Source organism: Thermococcus litoralis DSM 5473 (assembly GCF_000246985.2).
Lineage (GTDB): Archaea > Methanobacteriota_B > Thermococci > Thermococcales > Thermococcaceae > Thermococcus_A > Thermococcus_A litoralis.
Map to the genome: position 1 here is coordinate 1,056,370 of NC_022084.1, position 25,654 is coordinate 1,082,023.

Below are 25,654 nucleotides of genomic sequence, written 5' to 3' on the forward strand. Positions count from 1 at the left end.
CCAATGGGATTCAGCGTTTCAGCAAGTACAGCAATTCTCTTTACTTCAATTTTATTGATAGTATCCAATCTATATCTAGCTTGGGAGAACAGCTATGTCCAAGTTAAAGACGCTGAGAGATATTGGTATGATTTAAAAATATCGAGGTTGAGCACTAAGCTTAATTTAGCCTCTCACTCCTACGCAATAGGTTCTGATCATTACAACCTGACCTTAACAATTGAAAATAATGGGAATACAGTGAATGTAGATTATTGGAGTGGAATATACGATGGAAACTATGTAACTCTCTTTAATGTTGCTGATGATAACATAGGATTCCTATCCTCCTCTGAATATTTGCTTCCAAGTGAGAGCACCTCTCTAAACATAACTTTCATTCCTCTAACTACCTCCCAACATACCCTGTGGATATTTGTTGGAAATGGATGTGGATTAGGTGTAAAGTGGCACTACAATGGAAGTGCTGTGCTTATAGACACCACTTCATGGGTATGTCCAAGCGAGGTGACCTAAATGGCCGCAGGTGGACCAGCGTCAGAGCTGATTATGTTTATAGTGGCTATTATTGTTGCCGGAAGTGTTGCAGGTGCATTAGCACATGTTACAAATGATATCGCTGGGGGTATCAAAATAAGGGGGGAGAGCTTGTCATATAACTTAAAATCAGACGCTGTTATAATAAATGATCCAGAGAACATTCCAGTAGCCGGTACGGGCCCATATAATTATATATTTTACATAAAAAACGTTGGAAAAGAAAGTATAACCTTTAGCAGCGATGCATTACAAGTATTTATTGATGGAAATATGATACCTCCATCGAACCTTACTCTTGTAGATGTCAATAACGCTCCCATTTCCTCTTTAGATCCGTATGAGGTTGGGAAAATTGTAGTTACCACGACTCTCTCTAGTGGAGCCCACAAACTTGTGATAGTGTTGGAAAATGGAAAGGTGAGAAGCTTTGTATTTCGACTCCCCTAGTCAAATAAGTGATAATAGAAGGTGGTTCATTTGGTCGAGGAAGTCTTTAGAATGGAGCTTAAAGGAGATGAGCTACACAGACGTATTGGAGGTGGGATACCAGCAGGTACAATTATGTTGCTAGAGGGAGATAGAGGTACTGGGAAGTCTATTTTTGCCCAAAGATTGTTATATGGATTCTTAATGAATGGATATCGTGTTTCTTATGTGTCTAGTCAATACACAACAGTGGAGTATATTCGACAGATGTTTTCCTTAGGATATGATGTTGTACCATTTTTGATCAGAAAGAAGCTTGTCTTTGTGTCGTTATACCCATTATTAACAGGAGTTAGTGAAAAGAAAAAGTTTTTAAGCAGATTACTAGGTGAACCAAGACTCTGGGAGACGGATATAATAATAATCGACTCTTTTTCTGCTCTACTCTCAAGAGAGCAGGATTTAGATGCTGTTAGAAACTTTCTTATGTATATAAAGAAGCTTGCGAGTTTAGATAAGGTAATAATCCTTACATCAAATACCGAAGAAATAGATAGGGAATCATTGTTTTTGTTGGAAGAAGCCGCTACAATGCTAGTTAGGTTACAAGTAAAGGTATTTGGTGGTGATTTGAAAAATTCTGCGATTATTGTGAAGTACAACAATGCTAAAGGTGTTTTTCAGAAGATAATACCATTCAGAGTAGAACCCAAGGTGGGATTGGTAGTAGAAATAGCAGCGGTGGTGTGAAATGGCTCAAAAATTGAATGATACACTAGAAGACGCAATGAGAAGAAACCCCCATTTGAGAAAATATGTTGAACAGTTTAGAAAAAAGTATGGAAAAATGCCTGAATTTCACCCCCAATTAAGCAGAGATATGAAGGAACTTCCCCAGCCCAATATAATTTATCCAGTTGGGGATCCAATTTTCATTCATATATATGGGGATGCCCAAACCGATAAAAAATATATTGTTATTGAACCTAAGATTGAAACAAGAGAGGAAGAAGAAAAATATGAGGTAATAAAGAACAAAATTCTGGAATTGGCACCATTTAAGGACATTCCGGAAGATGAAGAAGAATTTGAAGTGTTTTTAGACAATATTTTTGAAGAAGCGGTTTTTTCTTTACTTAAATCCTCTAAGAGTCCTTTAAAACGCAGTTCACCTCTAATTTTAACACGTGAGGAAATGGAAAAGTTTAGGTATTTAATAAAGAGGGACATAATAGGTATTGGACCTCTTGAAGCTCTTGCGAGAGACCCCTATATTGAAGACATTCACATAATTGGGGCCAATTATGTTTCTCTTGTTCACAAGATTTTTGAGGCACTTCCAACCAATATTTCCTTTGGAGATAATATAAAGCTTGCAGACTATTTGAAAAACCTCAGTGAGCGTATAGGAAGACCTGTTAGCGATAGACATCCAATTGTAGATGGCACTCTTCCAGATGGTTCAAGAATTAACATAATATATAGTCCAGATATAAGTCTCAAAGGTCCCAGTGCAACAATAAGAAAATTCTCGGCAACCCCACTAAGCATTACCCAGCTAATAGCTTGGAAGACGTTAAGTGCAGAAATAGCAGCATATCTATGGCTTGCCTTAGAATATGGTATGAGTGTTTTTATATGTGGAGAAACGGCTAGTGGTAAAACAACAACCCTTAATGCAATTATCCCCTTCATAAAACCAAACTCCAAAATTTATACTGCTGAAGATACCCCTGAAGTTGTGGCTCCTCACCCTACATGGCAAAGACTTGTTACTAGGGAGAGAGGTCCAGAGGAGAGCAGAGTTACACTTTTTGATCTTCTTAAGGCTGCTCTAAGATCAAGACCCAATTACATTATAGTTGGTGAGATCAGAGGTGCAGAAGGTGCTATAGCTTTTCAGGCTATGCAGACTGGTCACCCAGTTATGAGTACTTTTCATGCTGGAGATGTTAAAAAGATGATTCAGAGATTTACTGGGAGTCCTATCAACGTTCCAGTAACTTTTATAGACAACTTAAACATAGCTCTCTTCCAGCAGGCAGTATATGTAAGAGGTAAATTCCTTAGAAGAGTTCTAACGGTTGTGGAGATTGAAGGGTATTATGAAGAACTTGGCGGAGTAGCAACAAGAAACGTTTTTGAATGGGATCCGGTTTCAGACGTTCATCATTTCAGGGGGTTCAACAATTCATACATTCTAGAAAGAAAAATAGCCGAAATAGCAGGATATGAAGACCCTAAAGAGATATACAACGAGTTGTTCCTAAGAGCAAGGATTCTTCAAAGAATGGTCGAGCTGGGCATTACTTACTATTGGGACGTTTACAGAGAAATCAAAGCTTTTTATGAGAGGGGCATTGAGGGACTGAGCTTTAGAATCTAGAGGTGGTGCTATGAGTGACATAAGCATTTTTGTAAAAGCAGATCTTTCAATGAAAAAATACTTAAAGAAAGTACTTCTACCCACATTGCTACTTTCCATTGTTCTCTTTATAATAGCGTCTATTGTTCCGAGATTTATAGCGCTTCCCCTGGGGCTGAGAATAATTCTAAACCTTATTCCACTGATAATTTTGATGTACGCTGTTCTATATCCCTACACCACAGCAGATACGAAGAAAATTTCAATTAACTCTAAAATTCCATATTTTATTACTTACTTCGCTGTGTTGTCTACGAGCGAAATGTCAAGAGGGGAGCTCATACAAGTTTTGGCAAATGATCCTAAACTTGGTGCAATTGCTAGTGAGCTTAAGAAGGTGTACATAATAGTGAACAAGCTTCACAGAAGCTTACCTGAAGCATTTAGATTTTTAGCTAGGAGAACACCAAGCAAGGTATTTGCCGATTTTTTGGATAGATTAGCATACTCCCTCGATAGTGGTGTGGAGCTCAAGGATTATCTATTCCAAGAACAACAAACGGTGATGGATGATTATCAAACATTTTATGAAGGAGCGTTGTATGATCTTGATGTGTTTAAGGAGATTTATGAATCAATAATTATCTCAGTTGTTTTTATTGCAGCGTTTATAATTATTGGGCCATTAATAACAGGCCAAGATGTAGGGCGGCTTGCTATTTACCTTCTCATGATAATATTAAGTGCGGAAATTGGGGTTATGTTTGTGATTAAATATAGAATGCCCGAGGATCCAATATGGGCTGAAAGAAAAATCCCGACTGAAAGAGATAGAAGAATAAAACGAGCTTTAATGATCTCAATTGGGGGGGTTGTTGTAGTTTTTGGTGTTTATATACTTGTTCTTAGGCCTAGGTTTGATATCCCATATCCATTTGTAGTCTCTTTGATTCTGACACCCCTGGCTTATGCTGGAAGGGTGATTAGGAATGAAGAAGAGGGTATTTTCAGAAAGGATGAAAACTTCCCTGCGTTTATTAGGAGTTTGAGTTCCTCTCTTGCAGCAAGTGGAAGCTCTCTCATTTTTGTATTAAAGTATCTAAGTGCTCATGATTTTGGTACCTTAACTCGGGATATAAGAGCTCTTTATAGAAGACTTGCCGTGAGGGTCAGCAATGAGAGAGGATGGGACTTCTTTATAGCAGAAACTGGAAGCTGGTTGGTTGGTATATTTTCAGAAATGTTTAGGGAAAGTATAAAACTTGGTGCTGAGCCAGACTATGTTGGTAAAGTTATTTCAAGAAATTTCGAAAGACTTGTAAGACTCAGGAGAAAAAGACAGCAAAGTATAGCAAGCTTTATTGGGATTATCTATGGCATTACTGGAGCATTTGCTTTTTCAATTGCCTCCTCTTTTCAAGTTGCCGTTTCAATAAGCGAACTCTTTGGGAGAATGGAAATCTCTGTTGAGTATCTTGGAGATATAATTCATGTCATCCAACCAAGTGGACTTGTATTTTTAACTGGAATAATGCTTCTCCTCATGGTTGTTCATTCTTTAGTGTCTGCTGTTACAATAAAGCTTGCAGATGGAGGACATTTAGGAGTTTCTCTGTATTATTTTGTTATCTTGCTTTGGATATTTGCCGTTGGTATGTTCATAGGCCAGACATTAATGGAAAGAATGATGGGTCTTGGAGGGGGCCAAATGCTGTTAATACTGCTGGAGGGATTGAAATGAAAGGGAAGATAATACCCGTGTTTGTTTTCATGCTCTTTTTCCAATTTGTTGCGGCATCATCTATAGTTGGATGGATTGAAACCCCAGTTAAGATAGAGATTCCCAACTACACCCTCAAGATTGAGGACATATCTCTTGTTGATGGTTCAACTTATGTCGAATATTTTACTCCTAATGGCTCTCATCTTCAACTTTTAAAAATTGGTCAGAATCTCTCTGTGGATGATCTCGTTTTCAAAATTCATCGGACAATAGTTGGAAAACAAGGTTATGCTTATATCTCTCTTGAATACCCTTATCTGCTTGAGGGTGAAACCATACTATTTGGAAACTACTCGCTATCTTTGCTATCTGTCGGTAACAATACTGCCAAAATAAAGTTAAGGATAAACAACGAAAGCAAAGAGTATACGTCAACTGACATTAAATACGATAATCTTCAAGTAAAGTTAACACCTTATCCAAAAATCTTCTCTGGATATCTTGAAAAGGACGAAACATTTACCTTCCATTCTCATTCGATAACATTTAAAGAGGCATTAATAGAGAACATTTCTGGCAAATATAAGAATGTGGTAAAGTTTGTGATAGACAAAGATGAATATGAGGTCCCTGTAGGAGATACCGTTGAAATAGGAATTTTTGTTATTTCACCAAAAGATTTAATTGGAGAGAAATACGTGGAAATGGAGGTTTATCTTAAAGGAGCCTATGTTAATGTTTATCTACTCCCTCACTTTGAAAAAACATTAAAAGAAAATGAAAATACAAGGATAGGGCCATATTTAGTAGTCCCAGAGTACATTTTCCATTCGCAAGCTTATGTGAGTATAAAGAATCTTTGCGGAAAAGCCTTAAGTGGAAGCTTTTTATCCGCTGGAAACCATTCAAAGGCACTGACCTATCAGGGGATAGATGTGGGAGTGTTGGATGTTAACTATACCTCTGAATCAAAGACAGCTAAATTGATAATATTCGTAACAGATCCCTCTATTCTTACTATGGAGGAACTTATCCCTGAAGTGGAAATATCTCCTGTGATTCCTTCCAAGATAGTTCAATTTGATGAGGTTCCTTTAAAGATTGTCTTGAAGAATAAGGATCATGTTGATTTAAAGAATGTACGAATTTTCTATGCTCCCTCCTCCTGGGTAGAGTCAATAGGAGACAACGTGATATATGTCCCAAAAATCGAAGCTGGTTCCTCATATGAAGCTGAGTTTTTGATTAGAGTCAAAAAGTACGGGAAAATAACTCTTGGCAGTATTAGAGTAATAGCAGAAACCTCTACTGGGTTTGGTTGCAATGAAAATGGAACTATTGAGATTTCACACAGTTCAGTGACAGCAGCTGTTGAAGAAGCTACGGTAAAGTATGATGTTGACATCTCCGCGCCGGCCAATTTAACACTTGCCCCCTTCGATGTCTCAATACGTATTCAGAATAGGGGAAATACGAAAACACCTGTACTTCTTAGGATTCCAGTTTCCAAATTTGCAATTATTAATGCAGATTCTTTTACACTAAATGGTTCTAACATAGAGCGCTTGGTATCTCTTATCCCAAATAAAACGGCAGAATTTAAGATTAGAGTATTTCCTTTAGACTCAACAAATCTTACTTTGCAAGCATATGTTATTTCTAATGGGAGGATAGTAGGGAAAGATGAAGAGGGGATTACATTTACCCAGGACAAATCTCAAGAAGAATTCCAAGAGCAAAACAGAGAATGTACACCTCAGATCGTTTATGTAAATAAGAGCGTGCCAGTGGAAAAAGTAGTTGAAAGAATTGTAAACAATACTGTGGAAGTGCCATACACTCCACTTAAGGCAAAGCTCATATTTTTGAGTGCCGGATTTTTGCTTGGTTCTGCATTTATCATACTACTAGCATGGATACAATCCCAAAGAGAATAACATCTTTCACTCTTTAGCTAGGATAAGAAAGTGGAGAGATTAGCTTTGAAGTCATCATCGCTCTATTGAAAAATCCTTTAAACTCTATCCCAATTTTATATTGGTGGTAAGATGTACCTCACAAAGGAGGAAGAACTAATACTTGCCGGAGAATACGGCTATGCATTACAAAAGGCTATGGAGATTCTTGTGGCCTTGGGAGAGATATATAATGCGGATAGGTTAATTCCAATAAAAAGTGCCCAAGTGGCGGGGGTTTCCTATAAAAACATTGGAGATGCTGGAATAGAGTTTTTGAAAGATTTCGTAGATTCCGGGGCGAAGGTTAGCGTTTACACTACTCTCAATCCAGCTGGTATTGGGGACGAGCTCTTTATGGAGAAGCAGAGAGAGATCCTTGAGCTCTATAAAGCTATGGGAATAGAGATCACCTCCACCTGTACCCCATACTACGGTGCAAACCTTCCGAAGTTTGGTGACCATATAGCATGGAGCGAGAGCTCCGCGGTTATCTTTGCAAACTCCATAATAGGAGCGAGAACAAACAGAGAAGGCGGGCCCTCAAGCCTTGCAGCTGCAATCGTTGGTAAAACTCCAAATTATGGCCTTCATCTTGAGGAAAACAGAAAGGCAACGGTTATTGTTGAGGTAAACGCAAAGCTCAAGGACTTTGCAGACTACAGCTTTTTGGGCTACTACCTCGGCAAAGCTCTAAAGAACGACATACCCTACTTCAAAAACCTCAAGTCTGAAAAAACTGACTACCTCAAAGAATTAGGGGCTTCGATGGCTGCAACTGGTTCGATAGCCCTCTACCATGTTGAAGGCGAAACTCCCGAATACAAACATGCCATAGCGGATAAACTTGAGAGGATTGAGGTTGATGGGAAGGAACTTGAAGAGGTTAAGGAGAAGTTCAACGCAGAGTGGGGAGAGATAGACGCAATAGTAATAGGCTGTCCCCATGCTTCGATTCAGGAAGTAAAAGAGGTTGCTGAGATTTTGAAGATGAGGGAGAAGCCTCTAAAAGTTCCGCTTTTAATAACCGCAAGCAGAGCTGTGAAGGCTCTCGCAGATGCTCTGGGCTATAGCGAAGTTATAGAGCGATACAATGGAAAGATAATAGCCGACAGCTGTTTGATAGTCTCTCCGGTCGAGAAGTGGTATGGGGGAATAGCTACAAACAGCGGAAAGGCGAGCTTTTACTTCTCCTCAGCAGGGCTAAAGGTGAGGCTTGAGAATACGGAGAAGTTACTTCTTGATGCCCCGTGAGGTGAGATTATGAAGCTTAAGGGGAGAAAAATCACTAAGGGAAAAGCAAGGGGAGTTGCCCTTGTCTCCAAAAAACCTCTCTCATTTTTAGGAGGTGTCGACCCAAAAACGGGCATAGTGAAGGACATTGAAAGCGATATTAAGGGGGAGAGCATAAAGGACAAAATCCTTGTATTCCCGAGGGGCAAAGGCTCGACTGTTGGCTCTTACGTCATTTACCAGCTGAAGAAAAACGGTGTTGCGCCTAAAGCAATAATAGTTGAGGAGGCAGAGACGATTGTAGCAACGGGAGCTATTATTGCAGAAATCCCCATGGTGGATAAAATTGACATAAGCAAGATCAAGAACGGCCAGATCGTTGAGGTGGATGCAGACAAAGGAGAGGTAACCATAGAGGAATAGTTTTTAAGCTTTCTTCCCTATTCTTTTTAAGTGGTGGAGAAAATGGCGAGGGGTATTTACGAGTGCGTTAAATGTGGCCATAGAGAAATTAGGGAGTCCAATACGGCTTTATTGGAAAACTCATGCCCAGAGTGCGGCTCCGATATGGTTCTTGTTGGCTTTGAGATTGAGCCTGTTGAAGAGCTCATTAATGAGCCCCTCATGGAAAAGCTCAGCGAGTTTTATTCCCTTGGCGAGATGCAGACTAAAGGAGACGTCATGGCATTTGAGGTTCTGGAGATAAGGGAGACCAACTTCGAGAGGGTTCTTAAGGAGCTTGAGAAGCTTGGCTACTGGGCTGCATTGAAAAAGAGGGAAGGAAAGGTAGTCCTCTTCGTCTTTCCGGCACAGCCGATTAAAGAGGAAAACCCCCTCATTGGGATAGGGTTGTTTATAGCAACAGTTTTGAGCACCCTCTTTGCGGGCTACTGGCTTTCAAGCTCTTATATAGCCTTTCTTGACCAGTACAACCTTCCGGGGATAAGGAACATCTACCTCAATGCCCTTGCATTTTCAATAAGCGTCCTTGCTATCCTCGGCACCCACGAGATGGGGCACAAGATAGCGGCCACCTTTCATGGCGTAAAGTCAACTTTTCCTTACTTCATCCCCTTCCCGAACATTCTCGGCACACTGGGAGCTGTTATAAGGGTTAAATCCCCAATACCCACCAGAAACGCTGCCATAGACCTAGGCTCAAGCGGGCCTATAGCCGGGTTCATTGTGGCGATTCCAGTGCTGCTTATAGGGTTAAGGCTTTCTCCAACTCTACCTATCTCTGCGGCCCAAATGGAGGGCGGAATAGCCTTTGGTCAAAGTCTAATAATGCTCTTCCTTGAGAGATACATCTTTAGGATTCCCGAGGACTACGTGATTTACCTCCACCCGGTGGCGATAGCTGGCTGGGTAGGAATTCTCGTGACCTTCCTAAACCTAATCCCCGCTGCCCAGCTTGACGGCGGACATATAGCGAGGGCTTTCCTTGGAGAAAAGCTCCACTCGATTTTGACCTTTGGTCTAGGCCTGGCGATGATTGGACTGAGCGTCCTCTGGGCAGGGTGGCTCATCTGGGGCTTCATAATTCTCCTTATGGGGAGAATTGGAAACCCGGGTGCTTTGGATGAGGTCAGCCCAATTTCGCCTAAAAGAATAGTTCTGGCTTTGATAGTGCTTGCAATATTCATCCTCTCGGCAACGCCAGTGCCCATAAGCGTTGTTCAGTAAAAAGAGCTGGGGTTTCATCTTCATTTTTTTCTCTTTTGAAAGTTCCTCTGTTTAGGGGGGAGAGTAGTTCGTCCAATTTTTAGCAAAAGGTTATGAAGATTTTGCTAATTCTTGGAGAAATCAACGCCAAGAACTTTCATATTTGGATGCTAGGATCGTTTGCTGGCTTCAGCTAACTCCATGAATTCCTCCGGTGTGTAAACTTTTTCGTACCATGCAAAATCCTTTTTGTTGTAAGTTATTACCGGAGCGTTGAGCTTTAGCGCCAGTGAACCTATCATGTAGTCTCTCGCGTTTTTTCTAAAGTCCCATCTTCCCCAGACGGCTTTTACAGTCTCTACGGCACATTCTTTGTAAAACGCCATAACTTCAATCCCTATGCTGTGCAAGAGTGCATCAACTGCACTTCTGCCTTCCTCAATGCTTCCCATCTTTTTGGACTGGTGGTAGAGGTACTCGGCATAGCTTACGGAGCTTATTACCGGAGAGTGCGGAGAGTCCTTTAACCAGAGCAGGAACTTCCAGTTGTGGAAAACGTTTGTATCAAGGACTACCTTCATTTGTGATCCTCCGTGAACATTTTGCCCAGCCCTTCTCTCATCTCTTCTATGCTTTCCTCGATGTCCCTTGATAGTTCAGCCATCTCTTTAACGAAATCCTCAAGACGTTTTATCACATAGCCCTCTTTTGTCTTGATGAACACTACCTCGTCTCCAGCCTTAATCCCAAGCCTCTCCCTCACTTCCTTGGGAATCGTTACTTGGTATTTCTTTGTTACAGTTGGCATTGGGATCACCTATATGGTATTACATCTATTGGACTATTAATACTTTTCCCATTTGGCTTTTTCTTTAACTCAAGTCTGTCCCTTTAGGGTGGGGAGGAGGTCATCCTACAGGGATGATGATTTCAAAAGAAACACTTGGGTTTTGAAAAAGCTGTTAAAAGCTCTAGTCTTTTTCCTTCAAAATCTGCTCTATGTCGTTGTAGATTGAATCCCTCGAGACGTTGAAGAGCCTCGCTATCTCGGAGATGTTCAAAACCTTTGGATTCCAGTCAAAAAGCTCGAGGGCTTTCCTAAGGATTGCCCTCCTTTCTTCAATGCTCAGGTTCTCAAAGCTCTCCCTTTCCATGGGTATGTTCACAACCGCTATTGCAACAGCATATTTTCTTCGGGTTATGGGCATCGTGTAGGTTCCAAAGGTGAAGTCAACTATTTGGGCATTCTTTAGCTTTTCCCTCATCTTCTCTTGCAGCCTTTCGAGGACGTCCTTGCCTGAGGAGTACTCGGCTACTATCATCTTCTCATGGTTTTTGTCCGGCTCTATGCTTAGGCTTATTCTAACACTCATGAAGGCACCGAAGGAGAGCTCTATCTTTGCCTTATCTATTCTTCCCGGGATTTTCTCTAAGACCTCGGCTTTTTCTCTAAGCTCCTTTAAACAGCCTTCAACGCTCGATGACTCGCACTCTATGAAGACCAGCATCGCTATCCCCATTTTTGATTATCTCATAGGCAGAATTGGGGAGAAAAATATTTATTTTTTTCTCAAGGATGATCGGAGCATGAGCCGAAAGGGTCAAGGTTCACTGGAGTACCTCTTTATGGTTGCTGCGGCATTGATAATAATATTCGTTGCGGTGAGCTATATCAGCAGTTCCGGGGGTCAAGTTGCCCAGAAGAGTGGTATTGCCTCTTTACAGAGCCAGGCGGAGATTGCAAAGTCCAGGCTAAGTGCAAAAGACCTCTGGAACGATGAATACTGCTTTTACATCCTCTCGGAGGGTTATTCCAAGGACAAAGTTGGCTCCGAATACGGCATAAGCGTAAAGGACAAAGGCTCAAATGGGAAGTGTGATATAACTGACAAGGTTATCTACTACCTCGACTACAGAAATGCAAGATACAAGGATGATGTCAAAGCCCTCTATGGGGACGATAGGTATAAGCTGAAAACCCTGAAAGAGCTGTATGACCTCTGCCTAGCAAACGATGAAAACGCTTGTAAGGTAATAATCACCCTCGACGAGTCGTTGTGGATTCCTCAATAGTTTGGATTGCATCAAGACCTGCAATTTTGAGGAAGTGATCGGCATAATTGCGGGGAAAGGTATTTATATGTCTTTGATGTAATTTGTATTTGAAGATACCCTTTCGGAGGTGTTTGGGAAATGATAAACTTGAAGAAGTTGTTTAGAAGGAAGAAGGGCCAGGGTGCGCTGGAGTATCTCTTCATGATCGCAGCAGCCTTGATAATAATATTTGTAGTGGTTAGGTACATTAGTGGATCTACACAACAGGCCAGCTCACAGAGCGATATAGCTTCATTGCAGAGTCAAGTGGAACTTATAAAGAGCAAGCTCGTTTCACAAAATGTATGGGATGATCAGTATGAGGTAGAGTACGACTCCAACAAGAATTATCTTTTAGTGAAGGATACGAGTGGTACTGTGGCTTATGCAGAAGCAGATAAAGATTACAATGCTGCTCCCTATTTGACACTAATCAGCAGTACGCCTAAGCCCACCTTAAAAGATTTATACGATAAATGTATGGTAGAAAACGACGCTACAGCATGTGAAATAATTGTTGATGTTGGAGATGATATTAAGTTGGGAGCGCCACAATAATAGTTTTTTGAATTTATCTTTTCTTTTTGATGTTTTTGTGGTCCGAATTAATTAAAATTATCTTTGGTGACCCAAATGAAAAAAGCCCAAGCTCCTCTTGAATACTCAACAATTGTTGCTGCAGCCTATTCTACTAGTTTCATCAAAGGCAACAGAAGTAAGCGAACAAACAAAGGGTTTACCCTATCAGAGCAACGCTCAGACACTTATCAACCATCTAAAAGCCCGAGGTCAATGGGAATCTCTCAAAACCCAGACCATCTCCTGCTCGAACGGGCAGTGTGATTTCAACGGTGAGACAAAAGCCATAGACGACTCAACCTTTACATACTCGGACACCCTTGAGAACGCCTCACTCAACAGTTCTTCCTAAGCGAAAGCCTTAAAACTTTTTGTGAATAAATGTGGGTGTATGGTAGTGAAAGAGAAGCTTTACACGGTGAAGAAGGCGAGTGAGATACTCGGCGTCCACCCCAAGACAATCCAAAAATGGGATAGAGAAGGGAAAATCAGAACCGTTAGAACACCCGGCGGGAGAAGAAGAATACCAGAAAGCGAAATAAAAAGACTCCTCGGCATAAACGAAGAGAAAGGTCTAATACTCGGCTACGCAAGGGTCTCAAGCCAGGCTCAAAAAGACGACTTAGAAAGACAAGTCAAAGCAATAGAGCAATACGCAAAAGAACGAGGCTGGCAAGTCCAAATACTCACGGACATCGGCCCAGGGTTGAACGAGGACAGGAAGAACTACCGTAAGCTTCTCGAACTTGTGACAAACGGGAAAGTCTCAAAAGTCATCACCACTTATCCAGACAGACTCACTCGTTTCGGTTTCAAAACTCTCGAATTCTTCTTCAAGGAGAACGGTGCAGAGATAATCATTATCAACGACAAAGAAAACTCTCCACGAGAAGAACTCATTGAAGACTTAATAACCATAATCTCGCACTTTGCCGGAAAGCTCTACGGAATGCGCTCCCACAAATACAAAAAGCTCAAGGAAGGCGTGAAAAAACTAATCGAGGAGGTCGAGAATGACTAAAATAGTCCTCACGTACAGAATGCCCCACAACTGGAACATTGATTTGTTCCTCAAAGAATACCAAAAACTGCTCCAGAGGGCAATTGACGAAATATGGGAAAACACGACTTGGAAAGAAAAGAGAGTCAAGCATAGATATTCTCTCGGAAGAAAAAATTATCGCTACTACGGGACAACTCGCTTAATCCCCTATTTTCCGCAGTCTAATGAGTTCAAGCGAAAACTGAGGAACGAACTCCTCCGAGAGTGGCCTTTCGCCAAGCACTACGTTGATTCTGCAATAAAGACTGCCTATTCAGTCCTCAAAAGCTGGAGACAGAACTACCTCAAAGGAAAGAGAAAAAGAGCAAAGCCAGTCGTTAAGAGGAAGTTCGTGAGGGTTAAAACAACACTAATGAAGGTCGAAGGCTCGAAGATAAGAATAACCGTTAGACCACGTGAGAAATACCTTGAGCTGGACTTCTCAAGGGAGTGGTTCTATGAAAAGGTCAAGAACTGGAATGTTGGCGAGCTGATAATCAGGGAGAGCGACGTTCTGCTAACCTTCTCAAAGGAAGTCGAGTTCTCTGGAAGAATCAAAATCGGTATTGACAGCAACCTTACGAGCCTCGACGTTTATCACCCTGAAAAGGGCTGGACTAGGGTGGACTTGAGCGAACTGCATAGAATTTCCGAGACTTACGACAGAATTATTGATATGCTAAAAAGCGTTCAGCGGAAAGCCCCGAAGAGGATTGGAGTTCTCCTTAAAAAATACTGGACTAGAAGGAGAAACAGGATTGAGGACTACCTGAACAAGCTCGCAGTCCAGCTTTCGAGGGAGTTTCCCGATGCGGTTTTTGTCTTCGAGGATTTGGACAAGTTCAAGATGCTCCAGAATGGTTCGAGGAAGTTCAATAGAAAGCTCTCCCGTGCCACTTGGAAGAAAATCGTTGGAAAGCTTTCTTATCGTGTTCCAATTGAGTTTGTTAATCCTGCTTACACCTCATCCACCTGCCCGGTGTGTGGGAGTAAGTTAGAGTCCCGAAACGGGCTGGTGGTTTGTCATAACTGTGGTTTTGAGGCTGATAGGCAGTTTGTTGGTGCGTTCAACGTTTTCGTGCGGGGACTTGGGGTCGCCCTGAGCGGGGCTGAGCGTGATGATTTGCTCTCCGATGAACCCGGAGGGGGGCTGAACGCGATGAGGCCCAAGTCCGTCGTGAGGGTTGATTTGAACGGGTGGAGGTTTACTCACACTTACTCATAAAAGCTCACGACGGACAGACCCCTACAACAGGTGCATCTACGAGAACGACTTGGACTCTTGCAAAGCGATAGTTTACGTTTTGGGCGATTAGTCTTGGAGGAGATCCACAACTTCTTTTGTATCTAAAACCTGCACGTTTTTGAGGTTTTTGAGCTTCTTGTCGTTGCTCCATATTGGGCAGTTAAGCTTCAAGGCTAAAGCGACAAAATCTATATCCCCGAGATCTGGAGTAATCTCAACGGCTTCTTGAATTTTGTCTGCATATTCACTTTCTGGGATTGGGATGACTATGTGGGACAGTATACCCAAAATCTCTTCAAATCTTTCAGGAGAAATCTTGGACTTTTTGATTATTTCGCTCTTGTACTTTTGAAGTTCATCATATGCATATTCAGGAGTATATAAGTCCAAAATTCCCCTCAGCTTTCTTATAAGTTTTCTTGTAGTGGAATCAGCCTTGAAGAAGGAGAAAAGGACGTTTGTATCAACTACGAGTGAGTCCAAGTTTTTCCCTCCAGTATTTTGCTCTTTCTTTTTTGATCTCTTCGGTAATTCTCTCTATGTCTTTCTCTGTTAATTCAGAACTCTCAAGTTCTTTCTCAATTTTTTTGAGCATTGAATCTATGAGAATTTCCTTTCTAACCGTTCTCCTTATAAGCCGAATTAAAGTTTCGTCCACATTATTGGGGACTTTTATCACAATCTCTTTCATAATCTCACCGCTGTATAAGGGTTATCCTCTAAACTTTTTAACCCTTACTTTTTCTCTTAAAAGCCTCGCCCTCCAGGGCGGGGAAGATGTCAGATTAGCAGGAAAAGAGGAGTGTATAACTCCCTCCAGAGGAGTCTTCCCATGAAAAAATTGATTTTATGTGCCTTTTCTAAAGACACAACTAACACATAGAGATAGACTAAGCGGGGAGTGGAATTCAAAGGTTCCTCACCTTTTGTAATAATTCTTACAGAAAAGCTTTTATATGCTTTTTTTGTAATTAAAATTACGGAGGGTTAATATCATGCCAATAGATTTAGAACGCCTAAGGGCCAATATTAAGGAATACATAGAAATGGGGGAAATAGCTTATAAGCAGAGAAAATATAACGCCTCTCTTATCCTATACTTTAAAGCTTTGGTAGGTATTTGCGATTATATAATTAAGAGGGACTTGAACGAGGAACCAGATAACCACACTCACAGATTTAGGATTTTGAGGGAGCACTACCCTGATCTATATAGGGTAGTGGATAAGTTCTTTTTCCTTTTACAGGGACACATATCAAACTACAGTTAGAAAAAGAGAAGTGGAGGGATTGAGGGATGCAGTCCTCAAACTTACCGACAGAATTGAATAGGCTCATGGAAACGGCCAAGAAGTTCAAAAAAACTCATAAGAAAGTCTTTGATATAGTCCTCTATGGGTCTTCAGTAAAGGGGAAAGGGGAGCCTAACGATTATGACTTTATGCTAATCCTGAGGAAGGCAAGGGAAGATGACCGTTTTGATTTAGCCTTTGAGTTCAAACAAAGGCTTTTGGACTTGGGCTTTCCTCATGATAAGCTAGACGTTAAGGCCCTTAACCTGGAGGATCTGTTTGATCCAAATTACCTAGCCTCCCCTGGAATTATCATAGAAGGGTTTTCCCTCACAAAGGGGAAGCCTATCCATGAGCTACTAAATGGTGAAAGCTACGCCCTCTTTGTCCTGGATGTGTCTAGGTTAGAGGGTAATGAGAAGACTAAGTTTCAATTTGCATTAAAAGGGAGAGACGGAAAGGGAGGCATTATAAAGGAGCTAAGCGGTAGGTACCTAGGCCCTTGGGTGGTGTTGGTTCCGATAGAGGAGGCATACAGGTTTAAGGAGTTCTTGGACTTTTGGGGAGTAAAGTTTGAGAGCTATTTAATGTTTGGAGTTAAGGGCCTTTAGCCCGTGAGATGTTAGTAAGAACCTTGAAAAGATAGTTAAGAGGAGATTGGAGAGCAAGAGGTGGATTGAGTTATGAAGGTTCGGTATGACCCAAAGGCGGATATCCTGTATATATTGATAAAAGAGGGAGAAGTTTTTGACACTGATGAGGTGGATGAGGACGTCTGGATAGAGTATGATGAAAACGGCAGAATAATGGGAATAGAGATATGGAATGCTGGCGAGAAAGTCATAATAAACGCTTTGAGGGAGATAGAGAAGTACACAAAAACTCAAAAGGCAAAAACCTAAAGATTTCTTCTAAACTTGCTCTCTTTAAACTCCCCAACTTCTTCTGAAGAGCTAAGGAGTATTGGCTTTTTTCAAGCGGTTTAATGTTTTATAATATATTGACCTCAATTCATCTAATGGAAAAATTTATCAATATTAGATGCAATACTTACGATTGGGTGATAACATGGGCATTCATGTTCAAACCGAGGTTGATGACGAGACCCATGAGGTTCTCAAGATGCTCGCCATCCTTAGGGACAAAAGTCTAAAGGAAATAGCAAGAGAAGCTTTGGAGAAATATGCAAAAGAGCACAAAAAAGAGGTTGAAAAGCTAATCCAGAAAGACCCGATTTGGAACACCATAGGAGTTTTGGAGCTTGAAGAAGATGCAAGCGAGAGGGAAGACTGGGGGACTGTGGAATGGCAAAGCGAGTGAAGCCAGAGCTGATTTACATGGACACGAGTGCAATGATAGCGCTAGCCAGCAGAACCGACAAAAATCACAAAAAAGCAAGAGAATTTTTTGAAAAATCTATTAGGGGCGGCATAAAGTTCGTTGTTGGCAGACCCGTGCTGGTGGAGTTCCTTAATGGAGTTTCAAAGAGGGTTAACAAGAAGACTGCGATTCAGCTTTATAAAAGCTACGCAAAGAGTAGGGTTGTGATAATTGAGAAAGAAAGGGAAGAAGATTGGGAAAAGGCTTGGGAGATATTTGAGAAGTATGAGGATCAGAACGGCATGGATGTCGTAGATTGCTTGAGCTTTGCTATAATGGAGAGGCTGAAAATCAGGGAGGCCTTTACTTTTGATAAAGACTTTGAGGTTTATGGGTTCAAGAGGCTACCGGATCGTTGATTTTTTTGAGATTGTTTAGAAGGAGTGGAATTAACCATAAAGTTCGTCACAAAGCTCCACCTTTAGCTCTTTTGCAGTTTTTGAGGTTTTTTAGGTGTTGGGACACTTCAATCTTGGCTCCCACCTTTCCTCCCACTCTTTTTGATGGTTTTTCGCTATTCATAGCTTTGGGGCAAAATGTGATAATGCTTGGTTTAAATATATGAACTTTTTAACGGAAACCTTTAAATATTGATGTTCAAACTTATTTTGGTGGGAAAAGTGGGAATAACGAAAGTTGATGAGAAAGGTAGAATACTGCTTCCAAAGGAAATCAGGAAAAAACTTAGGATAAAAAAGGGGGAGGAGTTTTTGATAACAGAACTGGACTATGAGACGATAATTCTGAAGCGTTTTGATGTAAAGAGCATGCTTCAAGAACTCGTAAAGAAGGCAGAAAAAGTAGACCTTGAAAAATTGGAAAAGGAAGTAGAGGATGAGGGGAACAGAATTGCCAGAAAAAAATACAAGATTTCTGATTGATACAAACGTTTTTTTGTAGAGATAAAGAAGGGCTGGACAAAAACAACCGAGTTGCTACTTCACTTGCTTACTTCAGATTACGAGCTTGTGGGGAACGATGTGTTGCTTGCAGAGTACAGAAAATATGCTGAGGCTTTCGATGCTTTGAATTTCTTTGAATTCTTGAGGAAAAGGGTTAAAATCGTAAACCCATCAAGGGAAGAAATGCTAAAATGCTTAGATTATTTTCCATCAAATCAAGTAGCTGATGCCGTTCACGCTGCCACTTGTCTTAAGACCGGTGCAATTATAATAACCAACGACAAGCACTTTGAAAAGATTGCGGAAAAGGGCTTAATCGAAGTGTGGAATATCAAGAAAGCCATAGAAGAACTCTTGGAAAAATAAAGGCTCTCACTCCTTCTCGCACTCACAAGGATTCTTCCCGCAGTAGGGGCAAACCCCAGGATACTTCTTCTTCGCCGCCTCCTCCACGTCGATTCCAGCTATGTTGGCTAAGCTCACAAGCCAAGCTAAAACGTCAGCAAACTCCTCTTCCATAGCTTTTCTATCCCCTTTCCTCAACGCCTCCGCTAACTCGCCTACTTCCTCAGTAAACCAGAGGAACGTCTTCTCCAAGCCCCTCTTCTCATCCCTGTGAAAGTAAAGTTCCCTAATAAGCTCTTGGAACTCCCTTATGTGCATGGTCTCACCCCTATTAACGGCTCGGGTTGAGTTGTCATCACCACTCAGCGCAATTCGCTCTCCTCATTGCCCGACTTTAAATTCTCGGGAGCCTTTTAAAGGTTAGCCGTTTTTGATTGTTTTTCTTTTTGTGTAATTTCATGGAAAAAAATAGAAAAACATATAAAGGATGTGTGCGTATTCTATATCGAGGGATAGCATGGAGAGGCACTATACTCTAAAAGAAGCCTCAAAAATCCTTGGAGTCACTGTAAAAACACTTCAGAATTGGGACAAACAAGGGAAAATCAGGGTTGTCAGAACAGTTGGGGGTCGAAGAAGAATTCCAGAAAGCGAAATCAAGAGAATACTTGGGATTCAAGAGGAAAGGAAAACAATTGGATATGCAAGAGTCTCAAGCAGAACTCAAAAAGATGATTTGAACAGACAAGTCCAAACGATAAAAGAATTCGCAAAAGAGAAAGGTTGGGACATTGAAATCCTCAAGGATATTGGCTCAGGGTTAAACGAAAAGAGGAAAGACTACCAGAAGCTCCTCAAAATGGTGACAAACAAGGAAGTCTCGAAAGTCATCATTACATACTCCGACAGGTTAACACGATTCGGTTTTGAAACTTTAAAAACGCTCTTCCAAGCCTTTGGAACAGAGATAATAGTAATCAATGGAGAACTTCAAAAAGAGCCAAGAGAAGAACTCATTGAAGACCTGATAGCAATAATCTCGCACTTTGCTGGCAAGCTGTACGGAATGCGCTCCCGCAAGTATGAAGAGGTTGTGGAGAATGCAAAACAGCTCTTCCAAGAATGAAACCATCGTCAGGGCGTACTCAATTCCTCTCCGGGCCAACGATGTTATTCTAAACTTTATTGAAGAGTATCACAACATGGCAAAGACTACACTCCAAGAAATTCTCAATGCCAAAAAATTCACGAAGGTTGAAAGGAAACAACTCCGAGACACGCTTTTAGAGAACTGGAATTATGCTACCCACTACGTTGACTCCGCAATAAACCAAATGCTTGGTCTTGTGAAATATAAAGGAGAAAGTGTTAAACGGTTCAAAAGATTTTAATAGGAAAATCTCAAAGTGGAATGCTCGTGAACTGCAAAGGCTAATCGAGTACAAGACCAAATGGTTTGGTGTTCCTGTTGTTTATGTTAATCCGAGAAATTCTTCCCGCACTTGCCCCGCATGCGGGGGTCAGCTAATACCCCAAGAGGGGCGGTTAATGAAGTGCTCTAACTGCGGTTTGGTCGAGGATAGGGATTTTATTGCTGTCTTGAACCTTCGGATGTGGGGCTCGGGGGTTACCCCGAAAGGGTTGGAGGTTTCGAGGGCTGGAAAGCCCAATGAAGGGCCAATGAAGACCAATCCCTACGGGATTATTGCAATAGAAAAACAAAGAATTGGGATAAAATTCCACAAAATTACACTAACTTCCCCACAGGGAGAACCCCAAAACCCATTTAAGGTTGAAAGTATAAAATAACTTAGTGATGACTTATGGGATTATTCTCCTTCGGCTCAAAAAAGAATAAGATCATAAAGATGCTCTCGGAGGGAGAGCTTGAGAAGATTCTCCACTCTGCAGCGAAAGACCCTAAATATGTAGATGCCATAGTAGAGCTTCTCAACGAGGAAAATCCGGGGATAAGGGGAGATGCGCTTCTCCTCATTGGAGAGCTGATCATCAGGCATAAAGAGCTTATGATGCCTTATGTCGAAGAGGGACTCCCCCTAATTGTGCTCTCACTCATAAACGATCCCGATCCTTATGTTAAAGAAAACGCCATGCAGAGCTTTGAGACTATGCTGAGATACTTCCCATGGGTTGGGGAAAAGTTCAAGAATGAAATGACTTCTCTATTGCTTGAGATCCTCCAGACAGGAGATAAAAACAGAAAAGCCTTTGCGATTCTAATGCTCGGAAGGCTTAAGGTGAAAGAAGCCCTTCCGGTAATAGAAGAGTTTAGAAACATCAGCGACACCGTAATTTTGCCTCTGGAAGGCATTAAATGGGTGCCTCTTGGAGAGATAGCCGAGAAAGTTATAAAAGAGCTGGGAGGTGAGGTGGATGATTAATGTCCTAGTATTCATAATACTCTTAATAATTGCCGCGTTTATAGTGATCAAGCTGACCTTTGCTGTGCTTAGGTGGATGGCAATAAACGCTATAATAGGGCTAATCCTGGTGGGAATTCTAAACTATCTCGGAGTTAGCCACATAGAGCTCAACCTTATAAACTTCCTTATAATAGCCGTGGGTGGAATTTTGGGGTTTTTCTTTTGGCTTTTCTGTCCTTCCTTTAGCCTTTTCCAAACCTTTATAAAGTCGAATTTTTAAAGGTGGTTGGGAGAGAGAAAATAAGTTGTTAGAGGTGATGTTCATGTCTCACAAATCTGCTGAAATGTACGAGCTTAAAAAGAAGGTAGAGGAGCTTAAGAAGATTCGAGGTCGAGGGACTGAGCTTGTCTCACTCTACATCCCTGCGGGCTATGACATAAACAAGGTCATGCAGCAGCTTAGGGAAGAGTACGGCACGGCACAAAACATCAAATCAAAAACAACCCGAAAGAACGTTTTGGGAGCACTCGAAAGGGCAATGCAGCACCTTAAGCTTTACAAGCAAACTCCAGAGACGGGCTTGGCATTATTTGTGGGAAACGTCAGCGAACAGGAAGGAGTTACGGATATCCAGCTTTTCGCCATAATCCCACCGGAACCGCTAAACGTGAGGCTCTATCGATGTGACCAAACCTTTGTTACGGAGCCCCTTGAGGAGATGCTTCGAGTTAAAGATGCCTATGGCTTAATAACGGTAGAGAAGAACGAAGCAACGATAGGCCTTCTGAGAGGGAAGAAGATAGAGGTCATTGAGGAGCTTACCTCCAACGTTCCCGGAAAGACAAGGGCTGGTGGTCAGTCTGCAAGGAGATATGAGAGAATTAGAGAGCAAGAGACTCATGAGTTCATGAAGAGGATTGGAGAGCATGCAACGAAGGTTTTTCTGCCCCTCCTTGAAAAAGGTGAGCTTAAGGGTATTATTGTTGGCGGTCCCGGACCTACAAAAGAGGAATTCGTTGAAGGCGACTACCTCCACCACGAGCTCAAGAAGAAGATTATAGGGGTAGTGGATATAAGCTATCACGGCGAGTATGGGTTGAGGGAGCTCGTTGAAAAGGCGAGCGACATACTGAAGGAGCACGAGGCAATTAGAGAGAGAAAGCTCGTGCAGGAGTTCTTCAGACACCTGGTCAAGGACACGGGCTTGATAACGTATGGAGAAAAGGAAGTAAGAAAAGCTCTAGAGCTTGGAGCGGTTGATACTCTTTTGATAAGCGAGGGTTACGATAGAGTTCGCGTTAAGGCGAAGTGCAACCACTGCGGCTGGGAAGAGCTCAAGACTATGACCGAGAGTGAATACGAGATTTACAAGAAGAACCTTAAAACATGCCCCAAATGTGGAAGCCAAAATATAAGCTTTGAGAAGTGGGATGTTGCGGAGGAGTTAATAAAAATGGCAGAGGAGATCGGGGCTGAAGTCGAAGTGATCTCCCTAGATACCGAAGATGGACAGCAGTTCTACAGGGCATTTGGTGGACTCGGGGCAATTTTAAGGTACAAGATTCAGTGAAGATAGAAGGTCTTTTATCTTCCCTTTAACCTCTTCTCCGTCCATCGTGTATGGGGGTCTTAGGATGGGCTTTATGGAGAAGCCCCTTATGCCCATTGCTATCTTTATTGCAGAGCCGAAGGAAGATGCGAGGTCGTAAACCTTTGAAATTTTGGCAAGCTTTCTGGCATATCCCATAGCTTTTTCAAAGTCCCTATCTTCAAAGGCTTTGTATAGGGCAAGATGGAGCTCCGGGGCAAAGTTTGCGCATGCCATTATCCCTCCGTCGCCTCCAAGAAGAAGCGTGTTGAGGAAATGCTGGTCTAAGCCTGTGAAAACCTTAAAATCCTTTCTTTCTCCTTTGACCTCAAATATGACATCTCTGACGTGGTTTATGCTGTCTATGGTTTCCTTTATGCCGGCTATGTTTGAGTACTCAGTGGCGAGCTTTTTGATGAGTGGAACGCTTAGAGGATTTGCACAGCCCGGGATGTTGTAGAGGATTATTGGGATATCTGTTTTCTCTGCTATTATGGAGTAGTGGTTAAAGAGTGCCTCATCACTGAGAGGACAGTAATAGGGGGGCGCTATAACCACATAATCCGCTCCGATATCTTGGGCATGCTTAGTCAGCTCAACCACTTCAAAGGTGTTTGTTGAGGCTGTTCCTACCAGATAGAAAGTTGAGGTAACAATCTCTCTGCCCTTCTCTGCAAGAAGCTTTCTTTCCTCAAAATTGAGGCTCGTGAATTCGCCGGTTGTTGCGTTGATAAAAATTCCATTGACTCCAACTCTTTGAAGATAGTTTATGTGCTCCTCCAGTGCCTGAAAGTCTATTGAATAGTCTTCGTTGAAAGGTGTTACAAGGGGGACTATTACTCCTCTCATAGAACCACCGAGATAAATAGACATCGGAATATTTTAGGTTTGTGGAAAAAAGAAAAAGGCTCACATGACTTCCGGAGCCTCGATTCCCATAAGTTCAAGGGCGTTCTTTAGAACCTGTTTTGTAGCCATAACCAAGAGCAACCTCATCTCCCTCGTCCCTTCTTCAGCCTTCAGAACTGGCAACGCCATGTAGAATCTGTTGAAGACCATTGCTAGTTCGTTTGCGTAGCTTGCTATTATGTTGGGCTTCACGTCCTTTCCTGCTATCTTTATAACCTCCGGGAATTTGGAAAGAATCTTTATTAGCTCTTTTTCTTTTAGGTCGATGTCTGAGAAGTCTGCTTTGCTTAAGAGCTTCTCGCTTTCAACCCTTATTCCTTCTTCTTTTGCCTTCTTAATTATGGAACAGCATCTCGCATGGGCATACTGAATGTATGGGGCGCTTTCGCCCTCAAAGTTCAGGACATCGTCCCATCTGAACGTTATTATCTTTTCCGGTGAGTATTTTATCATGTTGTACCTTACTGCCCCTATTCCCACTATCTCCGCTATTTTCTCCTTTTCCTCCTCGCTCAATCCCGGGTTCTTTTCTTCTACGAGCTCTTTAGCCCTTTTTACGGCCTCATCAAGCACCTCATCTACGGTGAAGCCTATCCAAGTCCCCTTTCTTCCGCTGAACTTTCCTTCAGGTCTCACAACATGCTCATAAGCTAGGTGATAGAAGTTATTGTAGGCATCCTCATAGCCGAGGAGCTTGAGGGCATAGGCAACTGCTTTCTGCTCATACCTCTGCTCTGAGCCGACGACGTTTATCACTATATCAGCATTGGCAAACCTTCCCGGCATTTCTTCCCCATCTTTTGCCGTCGTCCACGTTTCATGGTTCTCCTTTTTATCCCAGAGCTTGTAGCGCATGTCCCCTTTAATTTTACCAAACTTCCACAAGTGATAAGCTATGTCCTTTCCCGTGTAAGTCGCTGTTCCGTCGCTCCTTATAAGCACCATGTCTGGATTTTCCATATCCGGAAAGAGGTCTCCAAGCTTCATGATGAACGCTCCCTTGTATTTGCCTTCTTTTGCCCATTCAAAGTGTTCGTTCTTTTCTATCATTGCGTAAGCCTCTTCGAATATTCCACTCCTCACTATGTCGCTTTCCCAGCTGAGCAGGTCGTAAAATATGTTCATCCTGTAGGTGGTTTCCATCTGCGCTTTAACTACCTTTTCCGCCAGCTTTCTGCCTTCTTCGGCTATCTCGTTGTCTCCTTCCTCCAGCTTCTTCATGAGCTCCCTTATCTGTCTCTCCACCTCTGGGTCTTCTTCCATTCTCTTGTGAACCTCAACGTAGAGCAGACCCAGGGCGTGGTCGATTATATCGTCCTTAGAAAGTCCTTTCTCTTTGAGTTCTTTAATGATCCTCTCAAACTCTTCCTTCAGGTTTAGGTAGCCCCAGAGAACCTGTGCAAACTGAACCCCCAGATCGTCTATGTAGTTCTGAACCTCCACTTTGTAGCCAAGTTTCCTCATTATTCTTGCCATTGTATCTCCAAGAATTGAGTTTCTTGCATGTCCCATGTGGAGGGGTTTGGTTGGATTTACGGAGGTGTGCTCCACTATAACCTTTTTTCCATTTCCCAGATTGCTTTCTCCAAATTGACCTCCTTTTTTGAGAATCTCTTCTACCACAAGTTTTCCAAATTTCTCGTAATCTAAGAAGAAGTTTATATATCCGGCTCCAGCGACCTCTACCCTTGAAATGTACTCGGGGAGCTTTCCTTCTAAGTTTGAGGCAATTTCTTGGGCTATAACTCTTGGGGCTTTTCTAAACACTTTTGCAAGCTGAAAGGCAACGGTAGTGGCAAAATCACCAAGCTCCATACTGGGCGTTTCATCAAATAAAACCTCTCCTTCCCAGCTTTTTCCCTCTTTTTCAAGCATTTCGGAGATGACTTCTTCTACTATCTCCTTAACCTCTCTCTTGACATCATCGTAAGCCACACTTACCACCTGCTTCTCATTTTTCATAAACCTTTAAAAACTACCCGCTT

At 42.0% G+C, this 25,654-nt stretch carries 35 protein-coding genes and 1 pseudogene; 27 read left to right on the forward strand and 9 right to left on the reverse strand.

Going from position 1 to position 25,654, the window contains the following annotated elements:
- The first annotated feature begins 3 nt into the window (after positions 1-3).
- The 9 genes from OCC_RS05715 (at position 4) to OCC_RS05755 (ending at position 9,928) form a co-directional block, all read left to right on the forward strand.
- Positions 4-516, forward strand: a complete 513-nt coding sequence (locus OCC_RS05715) for a hypothetical protein (RefSeq protein WP_004069975.1) — start codon at positions 4-6, stop codon at positions 514-516.
- Positions 517-987, forward strand: coding sequence for a flagellar protein G (locus OCC_RS05720; protein WP_004069974.1), 471 nt, complete (start codon positions 517-519; stop codon positions 985-987).
- Between the two features lie 30 nt (positions 988-1,017).
- Positions 1,018-1,716, forward strand: coding sequence for an ATPase domain-containing protein (locus OCC_RS05725; RefSeq protein ID WP_004069973.1), 699 nt, complete (start codon positions 1,018-1,020; stop codon positions 1,714-1,716).
- 1 nt (position 1,717) lies between these two features.
- The gene (locus tag OCC_RS05730; RefSeq protein ID WP_004069972.1) at positions 1,718-3,352 is read left to right on the forward strand and encodes a type II/IV secretion system ATPase subunit; all 1,635 of its coding nucleotides are present in this window, start codon (positions 1,718-1,720) and stop codon (positions 3,350-3,352) included.
- Between the two features lie 10 nt (positions 3,353-3,362).
- Positions 3,363-5,072 (forward strand): archaellar assembly protein FlaJ, encoded by a 1,710-nt coding sequence (flaJ, locus tag OCC_RS05735; protein ID WP_004069971.1) that lies wholly within the window; start codon positions 3,363-3,365, stop codon positions 5,070-5,072.
- Positions 5,069-6,991 (forward strand): COG1361 family protein, encoded by a 1,923-nt coding sequence (locus tag OCC_RS05740; protein ID WP_004069970.1) that lies wholly within the window; start codon positions 5,069-5,071, stop codon positions 6,989-6,991. The genes flaJ and OCC_RS05740 overlap by 4 nt, the downstream gene beginning before the upstream one ends.
- A gap of 111 nt (positions 6,992-7,102) precedes the next feature.
- The gene (locus OCC_RS05745; RefSeq protein ID WP_004069969.1) at positions 7,103-8,263 is read left to right on the forward strand and encodes an aconitase X catalytic domain-containing protein; all 1,161 of its coding nucleotides are present in this window, start codon (positions 7,103-7,105) and stop codon (positions 8,261-8,263) included.
- Between the two features lie 9 nt (positions 8,264-8,272).
- The gene (locus OCC_RS05750; RefSeq protein ID WP_004069968.1) at positions 8,273-8,665 is read left to right on the forward strand and encodes a DUF126 domain-containing protein; all 393 of its coding nucleotides are present in this window, start codon (positions 8,273-8,275) and stop codon (positions 8,663-8,665) included.
- A gap of 42 nt (positions 8,666-8,707) precedes the next feature.
- Complete coding sequence (locus OCC_RS05755; RefSeq protein ID WP_004069967.1) at positions 8,708-9,928, forward strand: site-2 protease family protein; 1,221 nt, start codon at positions 8,708-8,710, stop codon at positions 9,926-9,928.
- Positions 9,929-10,077: 149 nt separating this feature from the next.
- Here OCC_RS05755 and OCC_RS05760 read toward each other — a convergent pair whose 3' ends face one another.
- The 3 genes from OCC_RS05760 to OCC_RS05770 form a co-directional block, all read right to left on the reverse strand.
- Entirely contained in the window at positions 10,078-10,488 is a 411-nt protein-coding gene (locus OCC_RS05760; protein ID WP_004069966.1) for a type II toxin-antitoxin system VapC family toxin, read from the reverse strand.
- Positions 10,485-10,715, reverse strand: a complete 231-nt coding sequence (locus tag OCC_RS05765; RefSeq protein WP_004069965.1) for an AbrB/MazE/SpoVT family DNA-binding domain-containing protein — start codon at positions 10,713-10,715, stop codon at positions 10,485-10,487. The genes OCC_RS05760 and OCC_RS05765 overlap by 4 nt, the downstream gene beginning before the upstream one ends.
- Positions 10,716-10,878: 163 nt before the next feature.
- A complete protein-coding gene (locus OCC_RS05770) occupies positions 10,879-11,415 on the reverse strand; it encodes an HTH domain-containing protein (RefSeq protein WP_004069964.1) in 537 nt (178 codons plus the stop codon).
- Positions 11,416-11,494: 79 nt separating this feature from the next.
- Here OCC_RS05770 and OCC_RS05775 point away from each other — a divergent pair, with 79 nt between their 5' ends.
- A complete protein-coding gene (locus OCC_RS05775; RefSeq protein WP_004069963.1) occupies positions 11,495-11,980 on the forward strand; it encodes a class III signal peptide-containing protein in 486 nt (161 codons plus the stop codon).
- A 120-nt stretch (positions 11,981-12,100) separates the two neighbouring features.
- Complete coding sequence (locus OCC_RS13105) at positions 12,101-12,559, forward strand: class III signal peptide-containing protein (protein WP_004069962.1); 459 nt, start codon at positions 12,101-12,103, stop codon at positions 12,557-12,559.
- Between the two features lie 231 nt (positions 12,560-12,790).
- Here OCC_RS13105 and OCC_RS12975 read toward each other — a convergent pair whose 3' ends face one another.
- Positions 12,791-12,919 carry a hypothetical protein gene (locus OCC_RS12975; protein WP_274517772.1) on the reverse strand — a complete coding sequence of 43 codons (129 nt, stop codon included), beginning with the start codon at positions 12,917-12,919 and terminating at the stop codon, positions 12,791-12,793.
- A 52-nt stretch (positions 12,920-12,971) separates the two neighbouring features.
- Between OCC_RS12975 and OCC_RS05790 the strand changes: the two genes are divergently transcribed.
- On the forward strand, positions 12,972-13,601 hold the full coding sequence (locus OCC_RS05790) for an IS607 family transposase (protein ID WP_020953694.1): 630 nt from the start codon (positions 12,972-12,974) through the stop codon (positions 13,599-13,601).
- Complete coding sequence (locus tag OCC_RS05795) at positions 13,594-14,847, forward strand: RNA-guided endonuclease InsQ/TnpB family protein (RefSeq protein ID WP_020953695.1); 1,254 nt, start codon at positions 13,594-13,596, stop codon at positions 14,845-14,847. Before OCC_RS05790 ends, OCC_RS05795 begins: the two co-directional genes overlap by 8 nt.
- A gap of 87 nt (positions 14,848-14,934) precedes the next feature.
- Here OCC_RS05795 and OCC_RS05800 read toward each other — a convergent pair whose 3' ends face one another.
- Positions 14,935-15,351 carry a PIN domain-containing protein gene (locus OCC_RS05800; RefSeq protein WP_004067485.1) on the reverse strand — a complete coding sequence of 139 codons (417 nt, stop codon included), beginning with the start codon at positions 15,349-15,351 and terminating at the stop codon, positions 14,935-14,937.
- Positions 15,332-15,559: a hypothetical protein gene (locus tag OCC_RS05805; protein WP_004067487.1), complete on the reverse strand. Its 228-nt coding sequence runs from the start codon at positions 15,557-15,559 to the stop codon at positions 15,332-15,334. The genes OCC_RS05800 and OCC_RS05805 overlap by 20 nt, the downstream gene beginning before the upstream one ends.
- A 304-nt stretch (positions 15,560-15,863) precedes the next feature.
- Between OCC_RS05805 and OCC_RS05810 the strand changes: the two genes are divergently transcribed.
- From OCC_RS05810 to OCC_RS05840, 7 genes are all read left to right on the forward strand, one after another.
- The gene (locus OCC_RS05810; RefSeq protein WP_004067488.1) at positions 15,864-16,139 is read left to right on the forward strand and encodes a hypothetical protein; all 276 of its coding nucleotides are present in this window, start codon (positions 15,864-15,866) and stop codon (positions 16,137-16,139) included.
- 65 nt (positions 16,140-16,204) lie between these two features.
- On the forward strand, positions 16,205-16,771 hold the full coding sequence (locus OCC_RS05815) for a nucleotidyltransferase domain-containing protein (RefSeq protein ID WP_238565085.1): 567 nt from the start codon (positions 16,205-16,207) through the stop codon (positions 16,769-16,771).
- Positions 16,772-16,843: 72 nt separating this feature from the next.
- The gene (locus OCC_RS05820; RefSeq protein WP_004067493.1) at positions 16,844-17,062 is read left to right on the forward strand and encodes a DUF2283 domain-containing protein; all 219 of its coding nucleotides are present in this window, start codon (positions 16,844-16,846) and stop codon (positions 17,060-17,062) included.
- A gap of 166 nt (positions 17,063-17,228) precedes the next feature.
- Entirely contained in the window at positions 17,229-17,480 is a 252-nt protein-coding gene (locus tag OCC_RS05825; RefSeq protein ID WP_004067495.1) for a hypothetical protein, read from the forward strand.
- Positions 17,465-17,899: a type II toxin-antitoxin system VapC family toxin gene (locus tag OCC_RS05830; RefSeq protein ID WP_004067497.1), complete on the forward strand. Its 435-nt coding sequence runs from the start codon at positions 17,465-17,467 to the stop codon at positions 17,897-17,899. The genes OCC_RS05825 and OCC_RS05830 overlap by 16 nt, the downstream gene beginning before the upstream one ends.
- A gap of 252 nt (positions 17,900-18,151) precedes the next feature.
- Positions 18,152-18,421: an AbrB/MazE/SpoVT family DNA-binding domain-containing protein gene (locus tag OCC_RS05835; protein WP_238565086.1), complete on the forward strand. Its 270-nt coding sequence runs from the start codon at positions 18,152-18,154 to the stop codon at positions 18,419-18,421.
- A gap of 99 nt (positions 18,422-18,520) precedes the next feature.
- Positions 18,521-18,808: a type II toxin-antitoxin system VapC family toxin gene (locus OCC_RS05840; protein ID WP_004067500.1), complete on the forward strand. Its 288-nt coding sequence runs from the start codon at positions 18,521-18,523 to the stop codon at positions 18,806-18,808.
- 6 nt (positions 18,809-18,814) lie between these two features.
- Here the strand turns inward: OCC_RS05840 and OCC_RS05845 are convergent, their stop codons facing one another.
- Positions 18,815-19,105 (reverse strand): MazG nucleotide pyrophosphohydrolase domain-containing protein, encoded by a 291-nt coding sequence (locus OCC_RS05845; protein WP_004067502.1) that lies wholly within the window; start codon positions 19,103-19,105, stop codon positions 18,815-18,817.
- A gap of 199 nt (positions 19,106-19,304) precedes the next feature.
- On the opposite strand from OCC_RS05845, the gene OCC_RS05850 reads away from it, so the two are divergent.
- From OCC_RS05850 to prf1, 7 genes and pseudogenes are all read left to right on the forward strand, one after another.
- Positions 19,305-19,913, forward strand: a complete 609-nt coding sequence (locus tag OCC_RS05850; protein ID WP_004067504.1) for an IS607 family transposase — start codon at positions 19,305-19,307, stop codon at positions 19,911-19,913.
- Positions 19,888-20,178: a hypothetical protein gene (locus OCC_RS12815; RefSeq protein ID WP_020953697.1), complete on the forward strand. Its 291-nt coding sequence runs from the start codon at positions 19,888-19,890 to the stop codon at positions 20,176-20,178. The genes OCC_RS05850 and OCC_RS12815 overlap by 26 nt, the downstream gene beginning before the upstream one ends.
- A pseudogene (locus tag OCC_RS13190) lies at positions 20,153-20,335 on the forward strand (zinc ribbon domain-containing protein); the annotation flags it as partial. The gene OCC_RS12815 and the pseudogene OCC_RS13190, both read left to right, overlap by 26 nt.
- Positions 20,336-20,596, forward strand: a complete 261-nt coding sequence (locus OCC_RS13195; protein WP_020953698.1) for a transposase — start codon at positions 20,336-20,338, stop codon at positions 20,594-20,596.
- Between the two features lie 14 nt (positions 20,597-20,610).
- Complete coding sequence (locus OCC_RS05865) at positions 20,611-21,189, forward strand: HEAT repeat domain-containing protein (protein WP_004067506.1); 579 nt, start codon at positions 20,611-20,613, stop codon at positions 21,187-21,189.
- A complete protein-coding gene (locus OCC_RS05870; protein WP_004067508.1) occupies positions 21,182-21,451 on the forward strand; it encodes a hypothetical protein in 270 nt (89 codons plus the stop codon). The genes OCC_RS05865 and OCC_RS05870 overlap by 8 nt, the downstream gene beginning before the upstream one ends.
- A gap of 43 nt (positions 21,452-21,494) precedes the next feature.
- Positions 21,495-22,742: a peptide chain release factor aRF-1 gene (prf1, locus tag OCC_RS05875; RefSeq protein WP_004067510.1), complete on the forward strand. Its 1,248-nt coding sequence runs from the start codon at positions 21,495-21,497 to the stop codon at positions 22,740-22,742.
- Here prf1 and OCC_RS05880 read toward each other — a convergent pair.
- Together OCC_RS05880 and OCC_RS05885 are read right to left on the reverse strand one after the other, a co-directional pair.
- Entirely contained in the window at positions 22,722-23,609 is an 888-nt protein-coding gene (locus OCC_RS05880) for a dihydrodipicolinate synthase family protein (RefSeq protein WP_004067512.1), read from the reverse strand. The two genes, prf1 and OCC_RS05880, sit on opposite strands and share 21 nt — an antisense overlap.
- A gap of 60 nt (positions 23,610-23,669) precedes the next feature.
- The gene (locus OCC_RS05885; protein ID WP_004067514.1) at positions 23,670-25,604 is read right to left on the reverse strand and encodes an arginine--tRNA ligase; all 1,935 of its coding nucleotides are present in this window, start codon (positions 25,602-25,604) and stop codon (positions 23,670-23,672) included.
- Between the last annotated feature and the right edge of the window lie 50 nt (positions 25,605-25,654).

Bases quoted from the DNA above. Each gene is read 5' to 3' on its own strand.
- OCC_RS05715 (WP_004069975.1), top strand. From the start codon at position 4: ATGGGATTCAGCGTTTCAGCAAGTACAGCAATTCTCTTTACTTCAATT.
- OCC_RS05805 (WP_004067487.1), bottom strand. From the start codon at position 15,559: ATGAAAGAGATTGTGATAAAAGTCCCCAATAATGTGGACGAAACTTTA.
- OCC_RS05745 (WP_004069969.1), top strand. From the start codon at position 7,103: ATGTACCTCACAAAGGAGGAAGAACTAATACTTGCCGGAGAATACGGC.
- OCC_RS12815 (WP_020953697.1), top strand. From the start codon at position 19,888: ATGCAAAACAGCTCTTCCAAGAATGAAACCATCGTCAGGGCGTACTCA.
- OCC_RS13105 (WP_004069962.1), top strand. From the start codon at position 12,101: ATGATAAACTTGAAGAAGTTGTTTAGAAGGAAGAAGGGCCAGGGTGCG.
- OCC_RS05760 (WP_004069966.1), bottom strand. From the start codon at position 10,488: ATGAAGGTAGTCCTTGATACAAACGTTTTCCACAACTGGAAGTTCCTG.
- OCC_RS05825 (WP_004067495.1), top strand. From the start codon at position 17,229: ATGGGCATTCATGTTCAAACCGAGGTTGATGACGAGACCCATGAGGTT.
- OCC_RS05775 (WP_004069963.1), top strand. From the start codon at position 11,495: ATGAGCCGAAAGGGTCAAGGTTCACTGGAGTACCTCTTTATGGTTGCT.
- OCC_RS05770 (WP_004069964.1), bottom strand. From the start codon at position 11,415: ATGCTGGTCTTCATAGAGTGCGAGTCATCGAGCGTTGAAGGCTGTTTA.
- prf1 (WP_004067510.1), top strand. From the start codon at position 21,495: ATGTCTCACAAATCTGCTGAAATGTACGAGCTTAAAAAGAAGGTAGAG.
- flaJ (WP_004069971.1), top strand. From the start codon at position 3,363: ATGAGTGACATAAGCATTTTTGTAAAAGCAGATCTTTCAATGAAAAAA.
- OCC_RS05845 (WP_004067502.1), bottom strand. From the start codon at position 19,105: ATGCACATAAGGGAGTTCCAAGAGCTTATTAGGGAACTTTACTTTCAC.
- OCC_RS13195 (WP_020953698.1), top strand. From the start codon at position 20,336: ATGAAGTGCTCTAACTGCGGTTTGGTCGAGGATAGGGATTTTATTGCT.
- OCC_RS05820 (WP_004067493.1), top strand. From the start codon at position 16,844: ATGAAGGTTCGGTATGACCCAAAGGCGGATATCCTGTATATATTGATA.
- OCC_RS05830 (WP_004067497.1), top strand. From the start codon at position 17,465: ATGGCAAAGCGAGTGAAGCCAGAGCTGATTTACATGGACACGAGTGCA.
- OCC_RS05740 (WP_004069970.1), top strand. From the start codon at position 5,069: ATGAAAGGGAAGATAATACCCGTGTTTGTTTTCATGCTCTTTTTCCAA.
- OCC_RS05870 (WP_004067508.1), top strand. From the start codon at position 21,182: ATGATTAATGTCCTAGTATTCATAATACTCTTAATAATTGCCGCGTTT.
- OCC_RS05765 (WP_004069965.1), bottom strand. From the start codon at position 10,715: ATGCCAACTGTAACAAAGAAATACCAAGTAACGATTCCCAAGGAAGTG.
- OCC_RS05810 (WP_004067488.1), top strand. From the start codon at position 15,864: ATGCCAATAGATTTAGAACGCCTAAGGGCCAATATTAAGGAATACATA.
- OCC_RS05865 (WP_004067506.1), top strand. From the start codon at position 20,611: ATGGGATTATTCTCCTTCGGCTCAAAAAAGAATAAGATCATAAAGATG.
- OCC_RS05790 (WP_020953694.1), top strand. From the start codon at position 12,972: ATGGTAGTGAAAGAGAAGCTTTACACGGTGAAGAAGGCGAGTGAGATA.
- OCC_RS05755 (WP_004069967.1), top strand. From the start codon at position 8,708: ATGGCGAGGGGTATTTACGAGTGCGTTAAATGTGGCCATAGAGAAATT.
- OCC_RS05815 (WP_238565085.1), top strand. From the start codon at position 16,205: ATGGAAACGGCCAAGAAGTTCAAAAAAACTCATAAGAAAGTCTTTGAT.
- OCC_RS05730 (WP_004069972.1), top strand. From the start codon at position 1,718: ATGGCTCAAAAATTGAATGATACACTAGAAGACGCAATGAGAAGAAAC.
- OCC_RS05795 (WP_020953695.1), top strand. From the start codon at position 13,594: ATGACTAAAATAGTCCTCACGTACAGAATGCCCCACAACTGGAACATT.
- OCC_RS05880 (WP_004067512.1), bottom strand. From the start codon at position 23,609: ATGAGAGGAGTAATAGTCCCCCTTGTAACACCTTTCAACGAAGACTAT.
- OCC_RS05720 (WP_004069974.1), top strand. From the start codon at position 517: ATGGCCGCAGGTGGACCAGCGTCAGAGCTGATTATGTTTATAGTGGCT.
- OCC_RS05750 (WP_004069968.1), top strand. From the start codon at position 8,273: ATGAAGCTTAAGGGGAGAAAAATCACTAAGGGAAAAGCAAGGGGAGTT.
- OCC_RS05850 (WP_004067504.1), top strand. From the start codon at position 19,305: ATGGAGAGGCACTATACTCTAAAAGAAGCCTCAAAAATCCTTGGAGTC.